The sequence below is a fragment of the Flavobacterium sp. Arc2 genome, from assembly GCF_041431385.1.
Lineage (GTDB): Bacteria > Bacteroidota > Bacteroidia > Flavobacteriales > Flavobacteriaceae > Flavobacterium.
This window is the reverse complement of record NZ_JASMRH010000006.1, coordinates 32,181-50,572: the sequence shown is the minus strand read 5'-3', so window position 1 is coordinate 50,572 and position 18,392 is coordinate 32,181. Positions and strand designations below refer to the sequence as shown.

Genomic DNA, 18,392 nt, shown 5'->3' with positions numbered 1-18,392 from the left:
TTTGTTATCTATTAGACACTTAACTACTATTCCATAATGGTATCTCAAATAACAAGAGGCATAAAAATTTCAGTATTGACTAGTTTTGAAGGCACGTACTTCAAGAACTATAAGATCCATTTTGCCTTTAGTTACCAAGTAACAATAGAGAACCATAGCAAAGATTCTGTTCAACTAACTTCTCGTCATTGGGAAATTTATGATTCTTTAAACAATATTGAAATTGTTGATGGCGAAGGAATTATTGGAAAAAAACCCGTTCTAAAACCTGGCGAACTTCATACTTACAGTTCTGGATGTTTATTAGGCTCTCCATACGGTGCTATGAAAGGTTATTTCAACATGATCAACTTTACGAGTACAAAAAACTTCAAGGTTTTTATCCCCACATTTAAATTATGTGCGCCGTTTGCATTGAACTAATCTTTACTCTTCTGAATATATTTCACTTTCTTATAGTTTATTTATCATATTTTTAATTTATCCTTTGTACTTTTGCTATGAAATAAATTATTCGCAACTTTTTGAATAATTTATTTGTTCAATTGTCTAATCTTACCTGTAAACTAACAGGTTATCAAATTACAATATCATGCTAAAAGGATTTTTTCACGTACCAAAAGCGGTAAACGAACCAGTAAAAGGGTATGCACCAAATTCACCTGAAAAAGCAGCCGTTCAAGCAGCTTATACTAAAATGTGGAATTCTAAAATCGACGTTCCTTTATATATCGGAGCCGAAGAAATTAGAACTGGAAATACTAAAAACATGTCGGCTCCTCACGACCATAAACATATCGTAGGAACATATCACCTTGCTGAAAAATCTCATGTTGAGAAAGCTATTGCAAATGCATTAGAATCAAGAACAGCTTGGGCAAATATGGCTTGGGAACAACGCGCAGCTATTTTCTTAAAAGCAGCTGAACTTATTGCTGGACCATACAGAGCTAGAATCAATGCTGCAACAATGATTGCGCAGTCTAAAAATGTTCATCAGGCAGAAATTGATGCTTCATGTGAGCTTATTGACTTTTTACGTTTCAACGTAGAATTCATGACTCAAATATACGGAGACCAACCAACATCTACTTCAGATATGTGGAACCGTCTAGAATACAGACCTCTTGAGGGATTTGTATATGCAATTACACCATTTAACTTTACAGCGATTGCCGGTAATCTTCCAGCAAGTGCTGCAATGATGGGTAACGTTGTTGTTTGGAAACCAAGCGACAGTCAAGTATTCTCAGCACAAATCATTATTGAAGTATTCAAAGAAGCAGGTGTTCCTGATGGAGTTATTAATGTGGTTTTCGGAGACCCTGAAATGATCACCGATACGGTTTTGGCAAGTCGTGATTTTGCAGGATTGCATTTCACCGGTTCAACTAACGTATTCAAAGATATCTGGGCAAAAATCGGAGCTAACATCCGCCACTACAAAACCTACCCAAGAATCGTAGGTGAAACAGGTGGAAAAGATTTCATCATAGCGCATTCAAGTGCGAACCCAAAACAAGTTTCTACAGGAATTGTTCGTGGAGCTTTTGAATTCCAAGGACAAAAATGTTCAGCAGCTTCTAGATCTTATGTACCAAAAAGTATATGGCCAGCAGTAAAAGAACAAATTATCGCTGATGTAAAATCAATGAAAATGGGTTCTCCTGAAGATTTTAGTAATTTCATTACTGCAGTAATTCACGAAGGTTCATTTGATAAATTGGCTAGTTTTATTGACCAAGCTAAAAAAGATACTGACGCTGAAATCATCGTTGGAGGAAACTACGACAAATCAGTAGGGTACTTTATTGAGCCAACAGTTATCGTTACAACAAACCCTCATTACTCTACAATGGCAACTGAATTATTCGGACCAGTAATGACTATTTTCGTTTACGAAGATGCTAAATGGGAAGAAACATTAGAATTAGTAGATACTACATCTGAATATGCATTAACAGGAGCTGTTTTTAGCCAAGATCGTTATGCTATTGAAGTAGCGACTGTAAAATTACAAAATGCTGCTGGTAACTTCTATATCAATGACAAACCAACAGGTGCCGTCGTAGGACAACAACCATTTGGTGGAGCAAGAGCTTCAGGAACGAATGACAAAGCAGGTTCTCCATTGAACTTATTGCGTTGGGCTTCTCCTAGAACAATAAAAGAAACTTTTGTAACTCCAGTAGATTACAGATACCCATTTTTGGGAGAATAGTTTTTTTAGTACCAAGTTTTATTTACGAAGTACAACATAAATAAAAACCCACAAGACTCAAATTCGTTTGAGATTTTGTGGGTTTTTCTATAAATAGGAATTCGAATTTCCTAACTCGTAAACTTCAAAGGTACGTGAACCACCTTCTTTGTCTCAAAGAATTCATCTTCGAAGAAATCAGCCAAATCGTATTGTGTTGCTTTTGGAAAGTCTTTCAACTCTTCCGTCAAATCTCCGCCTTTTAGATAGAGAATACCATTTCTCAACTCGTGCTTGCTTTTCTTTTTTACTTTGTCTTTTATCCAAGAAACAAAATCCGGCATATTAGTCACGGCGCGACTCACGATGAAGTCAAAATCACCTTTAACTAATTCTGCTCTTAATTGTTCTGCCTTAACATTTTCAAGTCCTAATGCATCAACAACAGCCTGAACTACTTTGATTTTCTTTGCTATTATGTCAATCAGATGAAAACGTGTTTCCGGAAAAAGAATCGCTAATGGAATTCCAGGAAATCCACCACCAGTTCCCACGTCAAGGACATAAGTACCTGGTACAAAATCTATAATTTTGGCAATCCCCAAAGAATGCAAAATATGCTTTGTATATAAAGCGTCAATATCTTTTCTCGAAATAACATTTATTTTTTCGTTCCAATCGTGGTATAAAAAGTCTAACTTTTCGAATTGCTCCTTTTGGATATCAGTTAAATTAGGAAAATACTTAAGAATCTCGTCCATCGTTCAAATTTTTTAACAAAAGTACAGTTTTTAACTCTTAAATATTTAACTCAATTTGGCATAGTTAAAATTTATAATAATTATCTTTACAACTTATTACATTATTATATGATCAAAACACCTCCTACATTTGCGAAGCAAGATAAATTAAAGTTCTTTAGAACGCTTAACTCACGGGTTAACAATTACTTCAAGGAAAATAATATCAAAAAAACGGGGAACTGGAAACTCCATTTAAAAACTATTATCCTGATAACCGTTTTTCTTGCGCCTTACTTTTTAATATTAACTCTTGATATGCCTTTCTGGGCACACCTACTATTAACAATCGTTATGGGCATAGGTATGGCTGGAGTTGGGATGAATGTAATGCATGATGGAAATCATGGTTCCTATTCTAACAAAAACTGGGTCAATAAATTCATGGGTGGTACCATTTACATTCTTGCCGGAAATGTACACAACTGGCAGGTTCAACACAATGTATTGCACCATACCTATACTAATATCCCTGGCCATGATGAAGATCTGGATGCTGGACGAATTATACGATTTACAAAAGATGCAAAATGGCATTCTTTCCATCGCTTTCAACAATACTACTCTGTCTTTTTATATGGTTTATTAACTTTCAATTGGGCAATTACAACCGATTTTAAGCAAATGAGAACCTACCTAAAAAGAAAATTATCATACGGTGAAGCCAAGAGCCCAAAAACACTTTGGACAACTTTGATTATCACAAAAGTAATTTACGTTTCTATCTGGATTGTATTACCTATCGTTATTGGAATTGCTTGGTGGAAAGTATTAATTGGTTTCTTTATCATGCACTATACTGCTGGATTAATTTTGAGTGTCGTATTTCAATTGGCACACGTTGTCGAAGAAACAGATAATCCTTCTCCAAACGAATTAGGAGAAATGGGCAACACTTGGGCAATTCACCAACTATTTACCACGACTAATTTTGCTCCAAAAAACAAAATAGTAAACTGGTATACTGGTGGTTTGAATCACCAAATTGAACATCATATTTTTCCAAATATCAGCCATATTCATTATGGTAATATTGCAAAAATCGTTAAGGAAACTGCAGCAGAATGCAATTTGCCATATTACGAATACAAAACAATGCGAAGTGCCGTTATTGCTCATTTCAAACATTTGAAAGATTTAGGAATGAAACCAGCAATGTAAGAACACACATTGTATAGATGATGCTTTACAGCGCATCTCGATAGAATCAAATAAATAATTAACCACCCTCATTTTCTATTAACAAGTTAGGGCAATCAACACTTTTTTAATGAATCATTTACTTTCAGACAGAATTAACAACCTTGCTACATCACAAACATTAGCAATGGCAGCATTAGCGCGAGAACTAAAAGCACAAGGAAAAGACATTATCAGTTTAAGTTTAGGAGAACCAGATTTCAATACTCCTGACTTTATCAAAGAAGCAGCTAAAAAAGCGATTGACGAAAATTACAGTACTTATTCTCCAGTAGACGGATATGCTGAATTGAAAGAAGCAATTTGCCGAAAATTCAAAAGAGACAATGATTTAGATTACAAACCATCTCAAATTGTAGTTTCTACAGGAGCAAAACAATCTTTATACAACATTGCACAAGTAATGTTAAACGATGGTGACGAAGTTATTTTACCAGCACCATACTGGGTTTCTTATTTCGAAATCGTAAAATTATCTGGAGGAGTTCCAGTTGAAGTACCTACTTCTATTGAAAGCGACTTTAAAATCACTCCAGCTCAGCTAGAAGCAGCTATCACACCAAAAACAAAAATGATGTGGTTCAGTTCTCCTTGTAATCCAAGTGGTTCTGTTTACAATAGAGAAGAATTAACAGCATTAGCTAAAGTATTAGAAAATTATCCTAACATAATTGTGGTTGCAGATGAAATCTATGAGCACATCAACTTCTCGGGAACTTTTTGCAGTATTGCATCTATCCCAGGAATGTTAGAAAAAACAGTTACCGTAAACGGAGTTGCAAAAGCATTTGCAATGACAGGATGGAGAATTGGTTATATTGGAGGACCTGAATTTATTGCTAAAGCATGTACTAAAATCCAAGGTCAAGTAACTTCTGGCGCTAATAGTATTGCACAACGTGCAACTATTACTGCTGTAGATGCTGATCCATCTGTGTTGAACGAAATGGTTCAAGCTTTCCACAGCCGCAGAGATTTAGTAGTAGGATTAATTAAAGAAATTCCAGGAATGAAAATCAACGTTCCAGAAGGTGCATTTTATGTATTTCCTGATGTATCTTCTTTCTTCGGAAAAACATTAAGAGGAACCTTAATTAAAGATGCTAACGATTTTTCTATGTATCTTTTGGGAGAAGCAAATGTAGCAACTGTAACTGGTGATGCTTTTGGAAATCCAAACTGTATCCGTTTCTCTTACGCAACAAGCGAAGACATCTTGATAGAAGCTCTAAAAAGAATAAAAGAAGCAGTAGCTTAATTCATTTTTTACCTATATATTACAGTGCCTCAAGATTCATTTCTTGAGGCACTTTTTTTAACTATATTCCTCAGTGAAAAATAGCCTAACCGCCATAAACATCCGAATACCAACTCTAAAGTTTAACGCGATAAAAAAAATAATCTATAAAATCTTGATTCCACAATTTTATAAAAAAGGATAGAAATGTTGTAAAACAATAAATGGATTCTATTCCCATCTTTGTATTATACATATACTTAAAAACAAATATCATGACAAATACAGATGAAAACAGAACAGAAATTGTTAGTACATTAGATGAATTAATTGCTGTTCTTGAAGACGGAAAACTTGGGTATACCAATGCCGCTGAGCATATAGAAAACTCAGCCATTAAAAGTGATTTTATACAATATGCACGAGAACGCGCCTTATTTATTGTAGAACTACAAGATGAAATTAACAGATTAGGAAAATCTACTGATACCGCTGGAGGTGGAGTATTAAGCACTTTACACCGTGCTTGGATTGACTTCAAATCAACTTTTACAAGTGGTGATACTGAGGCTATAGTTAATGCTTGTATTACTGGTGAAGAAGCTGCGATTGAAAAATACGAAGAGGCCTTAAAGAAAGAGGAATTACAAGCTAGTCAAAAAGCACTTCTTACAAAACAATTAAGTAGCATTAAAGCTATTTTAATGAAACTAAACTTAAATAATTAAGCTACCATACATACTTATATATCTTAAAATAGTTGTTAAAATCCCTTAAGAGATTTCGTGAGGGATTTTTTTTAGGCGTGTCCCAAAAGGGTCGGGCTATTCGCTGTATCTTTTATTCCGCTCCGCTACATAAAAGGATGCCGCTACTATCCCTCACGCAAACAGTGCTCTAAAAATGATCCAATTCTACCAAGCTCCGCAAAGTGTAGCTGCTCCGCAAATGTCTCCCGACTTTGCGGCACAAAATGAGTTCCTTTAAATTCCAACCATTTTTCTCAAAATAATTTGCGAATTTGCGGTCACCAAAAAAAGCAATTCAGTATTTTTACATTTCAATAAAGACAACAAAAACATGAAAATACTATTGCTAGGTTCAGGTGAATTAGGAAAAGAATTTGCAATCGCAGCGCAACGCATCGGGCAAACCATAATTGCTGTTGACAGCTATGAAAACGCACCCGCCATGCAAGTTGCACATGGTTTTGAAATTATTAATATGCTTGATGGAGTAGAACTCGATCGTATTGTAGCAAAACACAAACCTGATTTTATTGTTCCTGAAATAGAAGCTATTCGTACTGAACGTTTTTACGATTACGAAAAACAAGGGATCACTGTAGTTCCCTCTGCAAAAGCGGCCAACTTTACTATGAACCGTAAAGCCATTCGGGATCTCGCTGCCAAAGAACTGGGCTTAAAAACTGCCAATTATCGCTACGCCACTACTGCCGAAGAATTGCAAAAAGGAGTCGAAGCCGTTGGGATGCCTTGTGTGGTAAAACCATTAATGTCTTCCTCAGGAAAAGGACAATCGACTATAAAAACAGAAGCTGACATCGAGAAAGCTTGGAACTATGCCGTGGAAGGATCAAGAGGAGATGTTGTAGAAGTGATTGTTGAAGCTTTTGTCAAATTCAATTCGGAGATTACCTTGTTAACCGTTGTTCAAAATAATAATCCAACTTTATTTTGTGCACCCATTGGTCACCGTCAAGAACGTGGCGATTACCAAGAAAGCTGGCAACCCGCCAGAATTTTAGATAAGGACTTGTATGAAGCACAAGATATGGCCGAAAAAGTGACTGAAGCTCTTGGTGGAGCAGGTCTTTTTGGGGTAGAATTTTTCTTGGCTGATGATGGCGTTTATTTCTCTGAATTGTCCCCTCGCCCACATGATACAGGAATGGTAACGCTAGCAGGAACACAAAACTTTAATGAGTTTGAATTGCATTTACGTGCTATTTTAAGCTTACCTATATTCGAAATTACCCTAGAAAAAGCAGCTGCCAGTGCGGTAATTTCAGCTTCAGAAAATAGTTCAAACCCCACATTCACCGGATTAGAACAAATTGCCTGTCTCCCTAAAACTGATTTTAGACTCTTTGGCAAACCCTCTTCACGACCGTATCGCAGAATGGGAGTTGCATTAGTCAATGACGCATTACAAACCCCAATCGAAGAAATTGTCGAAAGAGCAAAAGCAGCTGCTGCCTTAATTAAAGTAAATTCGTAATCATGAAAAAAATACTTTTAGCAACATTTTTATTCGTTACAGCCATAGTAAGTGCTCAAGAAAACAAAGAAGAATCAAAATCTCAAATTGTTGAAGCTTCTTGTGGCCAGTGTCAATTTGGAATGAAAAAAAAAGGATGTGACTTAGCAGTGCGTATCGACGGAAAATCATATTTTGTAGATGGTACTGCCATCGATTCTCATGGTGATGCTCACGCTAATGATGGTTTTTGTGTTACTGTTAGAAAAGCAGCCGTTGTGGGTGAAATAAAAAACAATCGTTTTGTAGCTTCATCATTCAAATTACTTCCTGAAGAAAAGAAAACACAGCAAAAATAGTGTCGCTAATCATTCAAAATATCAGCAAACACATTGCACTTACTCCAAAAGAGCAACTGCTGTTTCTCTCTAAAACTGAGACTCATACTTTTAAAGCAAAAACTATTCTATTGAATTCTGGACAAATTTGCAAACATTCCTATTTTGTGAATTCGGGAATCTTGAGAAGTTTCAATATCAACGATAATATAGTCGAACACATTTTAACTTTCGCCTGCGAAGGCTGGTGGATTGGCGACATGTATAGCTTAATTTCACAAAAACCGGGCAATCTATTTATTGAAGTTTTAGAAGATGCCGAAATCGTTCTCCTTTCAAAAGAAAACCAAGAACTTCTATATATCGAAATCCCAAAACTAGAACGTTTTTTCAGAATCCTGACTGAAAACTCCTTGGTTGCGAACCAAGAACGCCTCATGGATAATCTAAGTTTATCCGCAGAAGAGCGCTTTGAAAAATTTCGCATAAAATACCCTACGCTACTTCAAAAAATACCTCAAAAACAAATTGCCTCCTACATCGGTGTTACTCCAGAATTCTTTAGTAGGATGAAATCGAAGTTGCTCAGAAAGTAGTGGCCAGTACTCAATCTTTTTTAGTAGCAGTCCTATCAAGCGAATTTATTATAAATACCCAATCTTTAAAACCTCTCCACTAAGTAGTTATTTACTGAACACTTATTACCCTCAACACTAAGTACTAATTTTCTTAATCTAGGTTAAGTGCGATCACGCTACACTATTTGTAAATTTGTAGTATAAAATCACTAAATTTAATTCATCATGGAAAATACAGTATTACATAAAGCAGATACAAGAGGACATGCAGATCACGGATGGTTAAATGCTTACCATAGTTTTAGTTTTGGAAGTTGGTACAATTCAGATCGGGTACAATTTGGAGCGTTACGCGTTTTAAATGATGATACAATTGCTGCAGGAATGGGTTTTGGCACACATCCTCACGACAACATGGAAATTATCACCATTCCGCTTGAAGGAGATTTAGCGCACAAAGACAGCATGGGAAATACGGAGATCATTAAAAATGGCGATGTACAAGTCATGAGTGCTGGAACTGGAGTGAAGCATAGTGAATTTAATCCAAACGACGACCAAAGAACGAAATTGTTGCAAATATGGGTTTTTCCAAACCAACAAAATATAGCACCGAGATACCAAAAAATTTCTTTGAATCCCGAAGAAAGAAAAAACAAACTACAACAAATCCTTTCGCCTAATGCAGAAGATGAAGGCGTTTGGATACATCAGGACGCTTGGTTTCATTTGGGTAAATTTGACAAAGGAGTAACCGCAGCTTACAACTTGAAAAAAGAAGGAAATGGTGTTTATGCTTTTATACTTTCTGGTAGCCTGACGATTAACGGTCAAGAATTAGAAACTAGAGACGGTTTCGGAATTTGGAATGTTAATTCTCTGGATATTAAAGCAGCTTCTGATGCCGAGTTTTTATTAATGGAAATTCCAATGAAACATTAATCTGAACCCCATTATGACTGAAGTAATAGAATTAGAACACAATGATCAAAAGGGTACTTTATATTTAAAAGTAGATAATAAAACCGAAGCAAAATTGACATTTGTCTTTGCTGGTGCAACTAAAATCATCATCGACCACACGGAAGTAAACCCCAGCAACAAAGGAAAAGGTTTTGGCAAAAAATTAGTGTTTGAAGCGGTAAAATTTAGTCGTGAAAAAGGTATAACAATTCTTCCATTGTGTCCGTTTGCTAAAAGCGTTTTTGATAAAACACCTGAATTAAGAGATGTTTTGTAATCTAACCCGAAAGGGATAATTTTAAAAATTAAAGCATGGAAAATGTATTCGACGAAGATATTACGGGACACATAGGCACTCAAAAGTATTTGTGCACTATTACTTGGAGAAACGGCCAACTTATTATGGATGAACCTGAGAGTATTGAAGGAAAAGACCTTGGTCCTGATCCTTACTCTACACTCCTAGCCTCATTAGCATCATGTACGCTATCTACTTTAAGAATGTATATTGATCGAAAAGGATGGGATATTCCTGAAATAAATATTTCATTAAACTTTTACCAAGAAAGTGACCCTGAACTCACGACAACAATTTCAAGATCAATTAGTTTTCCAACAGAAATTGAAGACGATATTAAAAAGCGATTATTAAATGTCGCCGAAAAATGTCCGGTGTCAAAACTATTAAAAAACAACATTGTAATTAATACAACGCTATAATTATGGGCGCAAAAGACATTACAAAATAATATACAAACGGTGAGGTTACCGTGGTGGCAATCCGCAAAATGCATTCACTCCGGAAACTGTGTTAGAAACAATCCAGGTGGGTTCCAACCAAAAGAAAAGACTTGGATCAAGATTGACTCTTCTTCGACGGAGAAAATTATAGATACAATTAATAAATGCTCCTAGGGCGCATTAACGTATTACAAAAACAAATAAACATGAAAAAAATTATCGCTTTTGGCGCTTCATCCAGTAAAGACTCTATTAACAAGCAGTTAGCTACTTATGCTGCGGGACAATTTGAAAATGCCTCAATAGAAGTTTTAGATTTGAATGATTATGAAATGCCCATTTTCTCAACAGACAAAGAAGCAGCAACTGGAATTCCAACCTTAGCAACAGATTTTTTTGATAAACTGGGAACCGCAGATTTACTTGTGATTTCTTTTGCAGAACATAACGGTGCTTATTCAACGGCATTTAAAAATATTTTTGATTGGACTTCTAGAATTCACGCTAAAACATTTCAAGACAAACAAACCCTAATATTAGCTACATCACCAGGGCCAAGAGGAGGAAGTTCCGTTTTAGAAATTGCAAAAAATCGTTTCCCTTTTCAAGGTGCTGTGGTAAAAGGAAGTTTTTCGTTACCTAATTTCAATGAAAATTTTGACACGACTAATGGAATCATTAATGCCGATTTAAACAATCAGTTGTTAGAAATTATAAAATCAATCGAATTATAATTTATACTCACTTACTCAGGAAATATTTCCATTTTTAGTGAGAAAAGCGTTGTTATAAGCACAACGCTTTTTTTATTTATTGAAAAACGACTGTTTCTCTTTAGCCCTGATGGAAGTGAAAATCCTTTATATCCTGAAGCAAATTCAGGATATAAAGATTGCAGCGTACAGCAGGAAGATTGTTGATTAGAAGAACAAAAGTTGCTGCTCCTAAAAAAAATAGTATTTTTGCAGACGGTTTTATTTTAATTATTGGAGAAAATTGAAACCTTAAACTTTAAACAACTTTTTATGAAAGCATACGTATTTCCAGGTCAAGGTGCACAATTTACAGGAATGGGCAAAGACTTGTATGAAAGCTCTGCATTAGCAAAGGACTTATTTGAAAAAGCAAACGAAATATTAGGTTTCCGTATCACAGACATTATGTTTGAAGGTACTGCCGAAGAATTGAAAGAAACTAAAGTAACGCAACCAGCGGTATTTTTACATTCGGTGATTTTAGCTAAAACTTTAGGTGATGATTTCAAACCAGAAATGGTTGCTGGACATTCATTAGGAGAATTTTCGGCATTGGTTGCTAATGGAGCTTTATCATTTGAAGACGGATTAAAATTAGTTTCAAAAAGAGCTTTGGCAATGCAAAAAGCATGCGAAATAACACCTTCTACTATGGCGGCAGTTCTAGGACTTGCTGACACTATTGTGGAAGAAGTTTGCGCTTCTATTGACGGTGTTGTAGTTGCTGCAAATTACAACTGCCCGGGACAATTAGTAATTTCGGGAGAAACATCGGCTGTTGAAGCAGCATGTGTTGCTATGAAAGAAGCTGGAGCAAAACGCGCTTTATTATTACCCGTAGGTGGTGCATTTCACTCGCCAATGATGGAACCGGCAAGAGAAGAACTAGCAGCAGCGATTGAAGCGACTACTTTCTCGACTCCAATTTGCCCGGTATATCAAAATGTTACTGCAACTGCAGTTTCATCTCCAGAAGAGATCAAGAAAAACCTTATCATACAATTGACAGCTCCAGTAAAATGGACGCAGTCTGTACAGCAAATGATTGCTGATGGTGCTACTTTATTTACTGAAGTTGGCCCTGGAAAAGTATTAGCTGGGTTGATTGGAAAAATCGATAAAGAAGCAGTTACAGCTAACGCCTAAATTTCAGGTAGCAGTTTTTACAATTTATACTTAAACATACCATCTCCATAAGCGAAAGTTTATGGAGATTTTTCACTTCATATAAGTAACAAAAACAGGAAAGTGATTCCTTTTTAATTAAACAGCTGTGTTATCTGAAAAATTGTACATTTAACCAACAATTAATGTAAATTATTAAACCATATAAAATATGAAAAAAGTACTTTTAAGTTTAGCCTTTGTTTTAGCCCTAATGACATCATGTAAACAGGAAACTAAAGACCAAGTAGGTGAAGCAACTGATGCAATAGGTACAGAAATGGGCGATGCTGTAGATACAGCAGCCGTTAAAGTTGGTGCAGCCTTAGATTCTACTAAAGTTAAAATTAGTAAAACGATGAAAGAAGGTGCTGAAAAAATGGACAAGAAAGCCGACAGAATGAAAGAAGACGCTGAAAAATAATCTACAAAAAAATGGCTGCCAACTGGCAGCCATTTTCTTATTCTTTACTTCTTATCTTCTGTTCCCATTTCCAGGCACTAGCCATCGCCTCTTCAAGAGTAGATTGTGCTTTCCATCCAAGAACCGTATTTGCTTTATCAGTATTAGCATAAGCCGAAGTAATATCTCCTTCTCTGCGAGCTACAATTTTATAGGGCAATTTTTGTCCGCTTACTTTTTCGAAAGATTTGATAACTTCCAAGACTGAGCTTCCTGTACCTGTACCTAAGTTAAATGTTTCTACTTTAGCGATATTTTTTTTATTTAATAATCGTTGCAAAGCGATTACATGGGCTTTCGCCAAATCAACTACGTGAATATAATCCCTTACTGCTGTTCCATCAGGTGTCGGATAATCATCCCCGTAGACAGAAAGTTCTTTTCGCAATCCAAAACCGGTTTGTGTAATAAACGGTACCAAGTTTTGAGGTACTCCAATAGGTAATTCTCCAATTTCAGCTGAAGGATGCGCTCCTATCGGGTTGAAATAGCGTAATAAAATAGCATTTATATTAGTTACTTTGGCAACATCGGTGATAATTTCCTCTCCAATTTGCTTGGTATTTCCATAAGGAGACGCCGCTATTTGAATCGACGCGTCTTCCGTAATTGGCATTTTTTCGGCTTGACCATAAACGGTACAAGACGAACTAAAAATAAAGTTAGCTTCGGTCATTTTCTGCAATTCCTGCAACACATAGACCAAGGCATTAATATTATTTTCATAATACAACAACGGATTTTCAACGCTTTCACCCACCGCCTTTGAAGCTGCAAAATGAATTACCCCTGAAATGTCATGGTGTCTTTTAAAAAAATCCTGTACTTTATTCTTATCTCTTAGATCCAATTTTTCGAATGCCGGAATTTTTCCTGTAATCGCATCGATACCATCTAACACTTTTAAAGAAGTATTAGAAAGATCATCTACAATCACTACTTCAAAACCTTCATTTTGTAATTCGACCACCGTATGAGACCCTATAAAACCCAAACCTCCCGTTACTAGTATTTTCATCTTTTGTTGATTTAGCGTTTTGTTGATTTATTAATCTATAAACTAATTTAACACTTTTTTATTTAAGAAATTCTAAAACACTGTCTGTTATGAATTTTATTTGTTCGTCATCTAATTCCGTATGCATAGGAAGAGAAATCACTTCTGTTACCAATAGATTAGTTACAGGAAAATCTTCCTCTTTGTATCTTGCATCTAAATATGCTTTTTGTGAATGCAGTGGAATTGGGTAATAGATTGCACAGGGAATATCTTTGCTTAACAAATGCTTCATCAAACCATCTCTGTCTGCATCTACAATACGCAAAGTATATTGATGAAAAACGTGACAGTCACAGATGTCACAAATACTTGGCGCTATGATGTTTTTATGTCCTTCAAATGCTGCAGAATATTTGCGTGCTGCATTCTGTCTGGCGCTATTATATTGATCCAATAAAGGCAATTTTGCATTTAAAACTGCTGCTTGAATACTATCCAAACGAGAATTTACTCCTACCACATCATGATGATAGCGCTCATACATTCCGTGATTTACAATTCCGCGAAGTTTATGAGCCAATGCATCGTCATTTGTAAAAATTGCTCCTCCATCGCCATAACATCCTAAATTTTTAGATGGGAAAAATGAAGTTGAAGCTACATGTCCAATAGTTCCGGCTTTCTTTTTAATTCCATCAGAAAAATTACAATTAGCACCAATAGCCTGCGCATTATCCTCAATTACATATAGGTTATGTTCTTTAGCAATTACCATAATAGCTTCCATATTAGCAGCTCTACCAAATAAGTGAACAGGCACTATTGCTTTTGTTTTAGGCGTAATTGCTTTCTTAATTGCATCGATAGAAATGTTCATATTAACCAAATCTACATCGACCAAAACAGGAGTCAGTTGCAATAAAGCAATCACCTCAACTGTTGCGGCAAAAGTAAAATCAGCCGTGATTACCTCGTCCCCGGGTTGTAAATCTAATCCCATCATCGCAATTTGTAAAGCATCCGTTCCATTTGCACAAGGAATCACATGCTTCACATCAAGATATTCTTCTAATGATTTTTGGAATTGATGAACCTGTGGTCCGTTGATATACGTATTGGTATCTAAAACTTCTTGAATTGAAACATTAACCGTTTCTTTTATTTTTTCGTATTGACTTTTTAGGTCAACCATTTGGATTTTTTTCATTTATATTTAATTTAAACCAATTAACCTCTACGTTCAAAAAAGATCCAAAACAAGCAAAATAGATACATTGCTATTTTACTATTAAGCTGTGGCGCTTTTATAAATTGAAGTAATTATTTTAGACTTTATTAAAACTCTTATCTGCAAAAATATGAATTTAAGCAGTAAGATTTAAATGATAAACAAAAGAAACTGTATTTTAGCAAAATAAAAATTCCGGTATGCTTTTTCTTTATAACACAGTAATACAAATTACTGGTTCATTGCTCAACGTCATTGCACTTTTCAATTCAAAAATCAAGCTTTTTATTGATGGCAGAAAAATTGTTTTCACCACTTTAGAACAAAAAATAAAGCCTTCGGATAAAACAATTTGGTTTCATGCGGCCTCATTAGGCGAATATGAACAAGGATTACCGGTAATAGAAAAAATTAAAGAAAAATATCCGCAGCATAAAATAGTACTTACTTTTTTTTCTCCGTCTGGATATGAAGTCCGCAAAAACAATACCGTTGCAGACGCAACAGTGTACTTACCGTTAGACTCCAAAAAAAATGCGCAACGATTCTTAGATCTCGTTCATCCCGACATGGTGTTTTTCATCAAATATGAATATTGGCTAAATTATTTAAATGAATTGAACAAACTAAATACGCCCACCTATCTAATCTCTGGAATTTTCAGAGAAGAACAAATGTTCTTTAAATGGTACGGAGGCTTTTATAGAAAAGCATTAGACACTTTTACCTACTTTTTTGTACAAAACGAAGGTTCCAAGAAATTACTACAGCAATTAGGAAAAACTAATGTGGTCGTTTCAGGTGACACCCGCTTTGACCGCGTTGCCGCTATTTTAGAGAAAGACAATGATTTAGATTATATTTCGCAATTTAAAAACAATACTCTAACCATTGTCGTAGGAAGCTCCTGGCCAAAAGACGAAGCCTTATTGCTAGATTTTATAAATACAAACACACTAGATGTAAAATTCATTATCGCTCCTCACAACATCAAGAGCGACGAAATTGAACAGTTGAAAAACAGCATCATAAAAAAAACAGTCTTATTCTCAGAAATGAAGGGTAAGAATTTTGCAGATTTTGATGTGTTTATTATTGACACTGTTGGTATTCTTACTAAAATCTATAGTTATGCAGACATCGCCTTTGTAGGTGGTGGTTTTGGCAACCCTGGCGTACACAACTTACTGGAGCCCGCTACTTTTGGAGTTCCGATAATCATAGGACCCAATTATTCTCATTTTGCCGAAGCAATCGCCTTAGTCAATATGGGCGGTTGTATCTCTGTATCTAACAAAACCGAATTAATTGCTGCCTTTAAAGATTTAATCATAGACAATAGCTTCCGAAATGAAAAAGGTCATATCTGCAGCACCTTTGTGCAGATGAATAAAGGGGCAACGGGAATAATAATCAATTATATTAAAAACTGAACCTTTCCTTGAAATGAGATGCTTGTCTTCTGGAAATTTCAACCTTCGAATCATTATGCAAATGAGCCAACAAATTTCCACTGAACCAAACGTCCATTTTAGAAATGTAATCAATATTAATAATTTGGTTTCTATTGGCTCTACAAAATAATGCTTCAGGCAATTTCTTTTCTATTTGATTTAATGATTTATTAAGCATTGCTTTTTCGTTTAAAAAAAACACCTTGGTATAATTACCATCCACTTCAAACAAATAAATATCTGAAATTTTAACTAACCAGCATTTCTCTCCATCTTTAATAAATATTTGATTAGAAAGGGATAGTTTTTCAATGCGTTTTTCTGAGATTTCCTGAACCTTAGTTGTTACTTTTTCTAAAGCCTTTGCAAATCTCACAGGATTTATAGGTTTTAGCAAATAATCCAAGGCATTATATTCAAATGATTTTATGGCATATTCATCAAATGCAGTTGTAAAAATAGTTATGGGAACATTGTCTAACATTTCCAACAATTCAAAACCGTCTTTTTCGGGCATATTGATGTCCAAAAATAGCAGATCAGGTTGTGTTTCATTGATTAAGGCATACCCCACATCAACGTTTTCAGCTTCGCCAATCACTTCTATATCGGGATGGTTTTTCAACAATTCTTTTAGCTCATTTCTAGCCAAACGCGAATCTTCAACTATGACAGCTTTAATAGTTTTCATATATAGGAAATATTGTTAGTAGTGGAATAAGTAGTTCGCATAGGTTTAATCGGTGTTTGCACAGAATCCTCGGTATGCTCATTTTATCTATTAAACAATTGGGATATTAATTTTTGCAATTACATGACTTTTTATTTCTTCCAAAGTAAAAGAAGCTTCTTTACCGTACAATAAAGAAATTCTTTCTTTGATGTTTTTAATCCCAAGTTGGGTCGAATTTTCACCCAGCACCAACTTCCCTGAATTGCGCACCATAATGGTTAAAAAATTACCGTCAAAAATAGTACTCAATCTGACTTCGCCCCCTTCTTTTAATTTTGAAACTCCATGTTTGATCGCATTTTCAATCAGTAGCTGAATAATCATCGGCGGTATTTGAAGCTTAATGGTTTCGGCTTGAATTTCTTTTACATACTGCAATCGGTCTTCAAGTTGAATTTTGGAAATGGCAATAAAATTATCGACCATTTCCAGTTCTTCTTCCATAACAATAGTATCTATATTGCTCTTGGTCAAGGAATACCGCAGCATTTCAGACAAACGAGTAATCATTTCACGAGACTTTTCTGGATTTTCTAAAATCAAACCTCTTATGTTATTTAAACTATTAAACATAAAGTGTGGATTGATCTGACCTTTTAAGGCATTAAGCTGAGATTCTTTCAGCGTGGATTCGAGTAAAGATCTTTCCAAAATATTATCTTTTAACTGAAGTGTTGACTTGTATACGGTGTAAAACAATGTCCACAAAAAGAAAATGAAACACATGATAATAGCAAAAGCTACTTGCGCTTTCATTTTTTGGGAGGGATGATTAAACACATCCGGCCTTTTATAAACATAAGTCAAAACAAAATAATTGTATGACTTAAGTACTAAGTAATATAAAAAAGCTGCTAAAATAAAAAGAAATATAAATTTAGTAAGTTCCCACCCATTAAACTCAACGAGATTAATTCTACTGTTAAAAGCATGCCTAATCCCTAAGCATATCACTATAAGAAACAATACATTCATAAAGTAATCCAAGCACAACTGCCACGTTTCATAATTAAGAACGTTTCTTTTAGGAATAATAATTTGTGGTAAAAATGTAAACCCAAAAATTACTCCCCAAAATAAAAACTGATAAAATATGAATTTAATATTTTTATTTAATTTCATTTTTTGATAACGTTTATTTCATCAGTATACCCATTTACAATCCCACTCATAAAAACAATCCATACAACAACAGCGATCAGTACAATTATTGTTACTATATTTTTTTTTAATTTCATATCCTTTTATACATTACGAAACCCATCAAATTCACAAAATGGTGTTAGTAGCTTTTAAATAATTTCATTCACAATATAAA

Annotated in this window: 20 protein-coding genes and 1 pseudogene; 16 read left to right on the top strand and 5 right to left on the bottom strand. The window is 35.0% G+C overall.

What is annotated here, in order from left to right; translation table 11 throughout:
• The first annotated feature begins 36 nt into the window (after positions 1 to 36).
• Entirely contained in the window at positions 37 to 423 is a 387-nt protein-coding gene (gene apaG, locus QO182_RS05355; protein ID WP_371535811.1) for a Co2+/Mg2+ efflux protein ApaG, read from the top strand.
• 169 nt (positions 424 to 592) lie between these two features.
• Positions 593 to 2,221: an L-glutamate gamma-semialdehyde dehydrogenase gene (pruA, locus tag QO182_RS05350; protein ID WP_371560329.1), complete on the top strand. Its 1,629-nt coding sequence runs from the start codon at positions 593 to 595 to the stop codon at positions 2,219 to 2,221.
• A 110-nt stretch (positions 2,222 to 2,331) separates the two neighbouring features.
• Here the strand turns inward: pruA and rsmG are convergent, their stop codons facing one another.
• Positions 2,332 to 2,961 (bottom strand): 16S rRNA (guanine(527)-N(7))-methyltransferase RsmG, encoded by a 630-nt coding sequence (gene rsmG / locus QO182_RS05345; protein ID WP_371560327.1) that lies wholly within the window; start codon positions 2,959 to 2,961, stop codon positions 2,332 to 2,334.
• A 108-nt stretch (positions 2,962 to 3,069) separates the two neighbouring features.
• On the opposite strand from rsmG, the gene QO182_RS05340 reads away from it, so the two are divergent.
• The 13 genes and pseudogenes from QO182_RS05340 (at position 3,070) to QO182_RS05280 (ending at position 12,620) form a co-directional block, all read left to right on the top strand.
• Positions 3,070 to 4,161: a fatty acid desaturase gene (locus QO182_RS05340; protein WP_371535803.1), complete on the top strand. Its 1,092-nt coding sequence runs from the start codon at positions 3,070 to 3,072 to the stop codon at positions 4,159 to 4,161.
• Between the two features lie 109 nt (positions 4,162 to 4,270).
• The gene (locus QO182_RS05335) at positions 4,271 to 5,458 is read left to right on the top strand and encodes a pyridoxal phosphate-dependent aminotransferase (RefSeq protein WP_371535801.1); all 1,188 of its coding nucleotides are present in this window, start codon (positions 4,271 to 4,273) and stop codon (positions 5,456 to 5,458) included.
• Between the two features lie 254 nt (positions 5,459 to 5,712).
• Complete coding sequence (locus tag QO182_RS05330) at positions 5,713 to 6,165, top strand: PA2169 family four-helix-bundle protein (protein ID WP_371560325.1); 453 nt, start codon at positions 5,713 to 5,715, stop codon at positions 6,163 to 6,165.
• Between the two features lie 349 nt (positions 6,166 to 6,514).
• A pseudogene (purT, locus tag QO182_RS05325) lies at positions 6,515 to 7,678 on the top strand (formate-dependent phosphoribosylglycinamide formyltransferase); the annotation flags it as partial.
• 2 nt (positions 7,679 to 7,680) lie between these two features.
• Positions 7,681 to 8,016: a DUF6370 family protein gene (locus QO182_RS05320; protein WP_371535795.1), complete on the top strand. Its 336-nt coding sequence runs from the start codon at positions 7,681 to 7,683 to the stop codon at positions 8,014 to 8,016.
• A complete protein-coding gene (locus QO182_RS05315) occupies positions 8,016 to 8,591 on the top strand; it encodes a Crp/Fnr family transcriptional regulator (protein ID WP_371560323.1) in 576 nt (191 codons plus the stop codon). Before QO182_RS05320 ends, QO182_RS05315 begins: the two co-directional genes overlap by 1 nt.
• Positions 8,592 to 8,798: 207 nt before the next feature.
• Positions 8,799 to 9,515 (top strand): pirin family protein, encoded by a 717-nt coding sequence (locus QO182_RS05310; protein WP_371560321.1) that lies wholly within the window; start codon positions 8,799 to 8,801, stop codon positions 9,513 to 9,515.
• 13 nt (positions 9,516 to 9,528) lie between these two features.
• Positions 9,529 to 9,813 carry a GNAT family N-acetyltransferase gene (locus tag QO182_RS05305; RefSeq protein ID WP_371560319.1) on the top strand — a complete coding sequence of 95 codons (285 nt, stop codon included), beginning with the start codon at positions 9,529 to 9,531 and terminating at the stop codon, positions 9,811 to 9,813.
• A gap of 35 nt (positions 9,814 to 9,848) precedes the next feature.
• A complete protein-coding gene (locus tag QO182_RS05300; protein ID WP_371535785.1) occupies positions 9,849 to 10,256 on the top strand; it encodes an OsmC family protein in 408 nt (135 codons plus the stop codon).
• Between the two features lie 39 nt (positions 10,257 to 10,295).
• Positions 10,296 to 10,451 (top strand): (4Fe-4S)-binding protein, encoded by a 156-nt coding sequence (locus tag QO182_RS05295; RefSeq protein WP_371535782.1) that lies wholly within the window; start codon positions 10,296 to 10,298, stop codon positions 10,449 to 10,451.
• A 32-nt stretch (positions 10,452 to 10,483) separates the two neighbouring features.
• Positions 10,484 to 11,011 carry an NADPH-dependent FMN reductase gene (locus QO182_RS05290; RefSeq protein WP_371560317.1) on the top strand — a complete coding sequence of 176 codons (528 nt, stop codon included), beginning with the start codon at positions 10,484 to 10,486 and terminating at the stop codon, positions 11,009 to 11,011.
• Positions 11,012 to 11,302: 291 nt separating this feature from the next.
• On the top strand, positions 11,303 to 12,178 hold the full coding sequence (gene fabD / locus QO182_RS05285) for an ACP S-malonyltransferase (protein ID WP_371560315.1): 876 nt from the start codon (positions 11,303 to 11,305) through the stop codon (positions 12,176 to 12,178).
• Between the two features lie 190 nt (positions 12,179 to 12,368).
• A complete protein-coding gene (locus QO182_RS05280) occupies positions 12,369 to 12,620 on the top strand; it encodes a hypothetical protein (protein WP_371535775.1) in 252 nt (83 codons plus the stop codon).
• Between the two features lie 37 nt (positions 12,621 to 12,657).
• Here the strand turns inward: QO182_RS05280 and galE are convergent, their stop codons facing one another.
• Both galE and QO182_RS05270 read right to left on the bottom strand, forming a co-directional pair.
• The gene (gene galE / locus QO182_RS05275) at positions 12,658 to 13,677 is read right to left on the bottom strand and encodes a UDP-glucose 4-epimerase GalE (protein ID WP_371560313.1); all 1,020 of its coding nucleotides are present in this window, start codon (positions 13,675 to 13,677) and stop codon (positions 12,658 to 12,660) included.
• A gap of 58 nt (positions 13,678 to 13,735) precedes the next feature.
• The gene (locus QO182_RS05270) at positions 13,736 to 14,866 is read right to left on the bottom strand and encodes a DegT/DnrJ/EryC1/StrS family aminotransferase (RefSeq protein WP_371560311.1); all 1,131 of its coding nucleotides are present in this window, start codon (positions 14,864 to 14,866) and stop codon (positions 13,736 to 13,738) included.
• Positions 14,867 to 15,087: 221 nt separating this feature from the next.
• Between QO182_RS05270 and QO182_RS05265 the strand changes: the two genes are divergently transcribed.
• Positions 15,088 to 16,320 carry a 3-deoxy-D-manno-octulosonic acid transferase gene (locus QO182_RS05265; RefSeq protein WP_371560309.1) on the top strand — a complete coding sequence of 411 codons (1,233 nt, stop codon included), beginning with the start codon at positions 15,088 to 15,090 and terminating at the stop codon, positions 16,318 to 16,320.
• Here QO182_RS05265 and QO182_RS05260 read toward each other — a convergent pair.
• Together QO182_RS05260 and QO182_RS05255 are read right to left on the bottom strand one after the other, a co-directional pair.
• On the bottom strand, positions 16,310 to 17,032 hold the full coding sequence (locus tag QO182_RS05260; RefSeq protein ID WP_371560307.1) for a LytR/AlgR family response regulator transcription factor: 723 nt from the start codon (positions 17,030 to 17,032) through the stop codon (positions 16,310 to 16,312). The genes QO182_RS05265 and QO182_RS05260 overlap by 11 nt on opposite strands.
• A gap of 90 nt (positions 17,033 to 17,122) precedes the next feature.
• Positions 17,123 to 18,196, bottom strand: a complete 1,074-nt coding sequence (locus tag QO182_RS05255; protein WP_371560305.1) for a sensor histidine kinase — start codon at positions 18,194 to 18,196, stop codon at positions 17,123 to 17,125.
• Positions 18,197 to 18,392 lie beyond the last annotated feature (196 nt).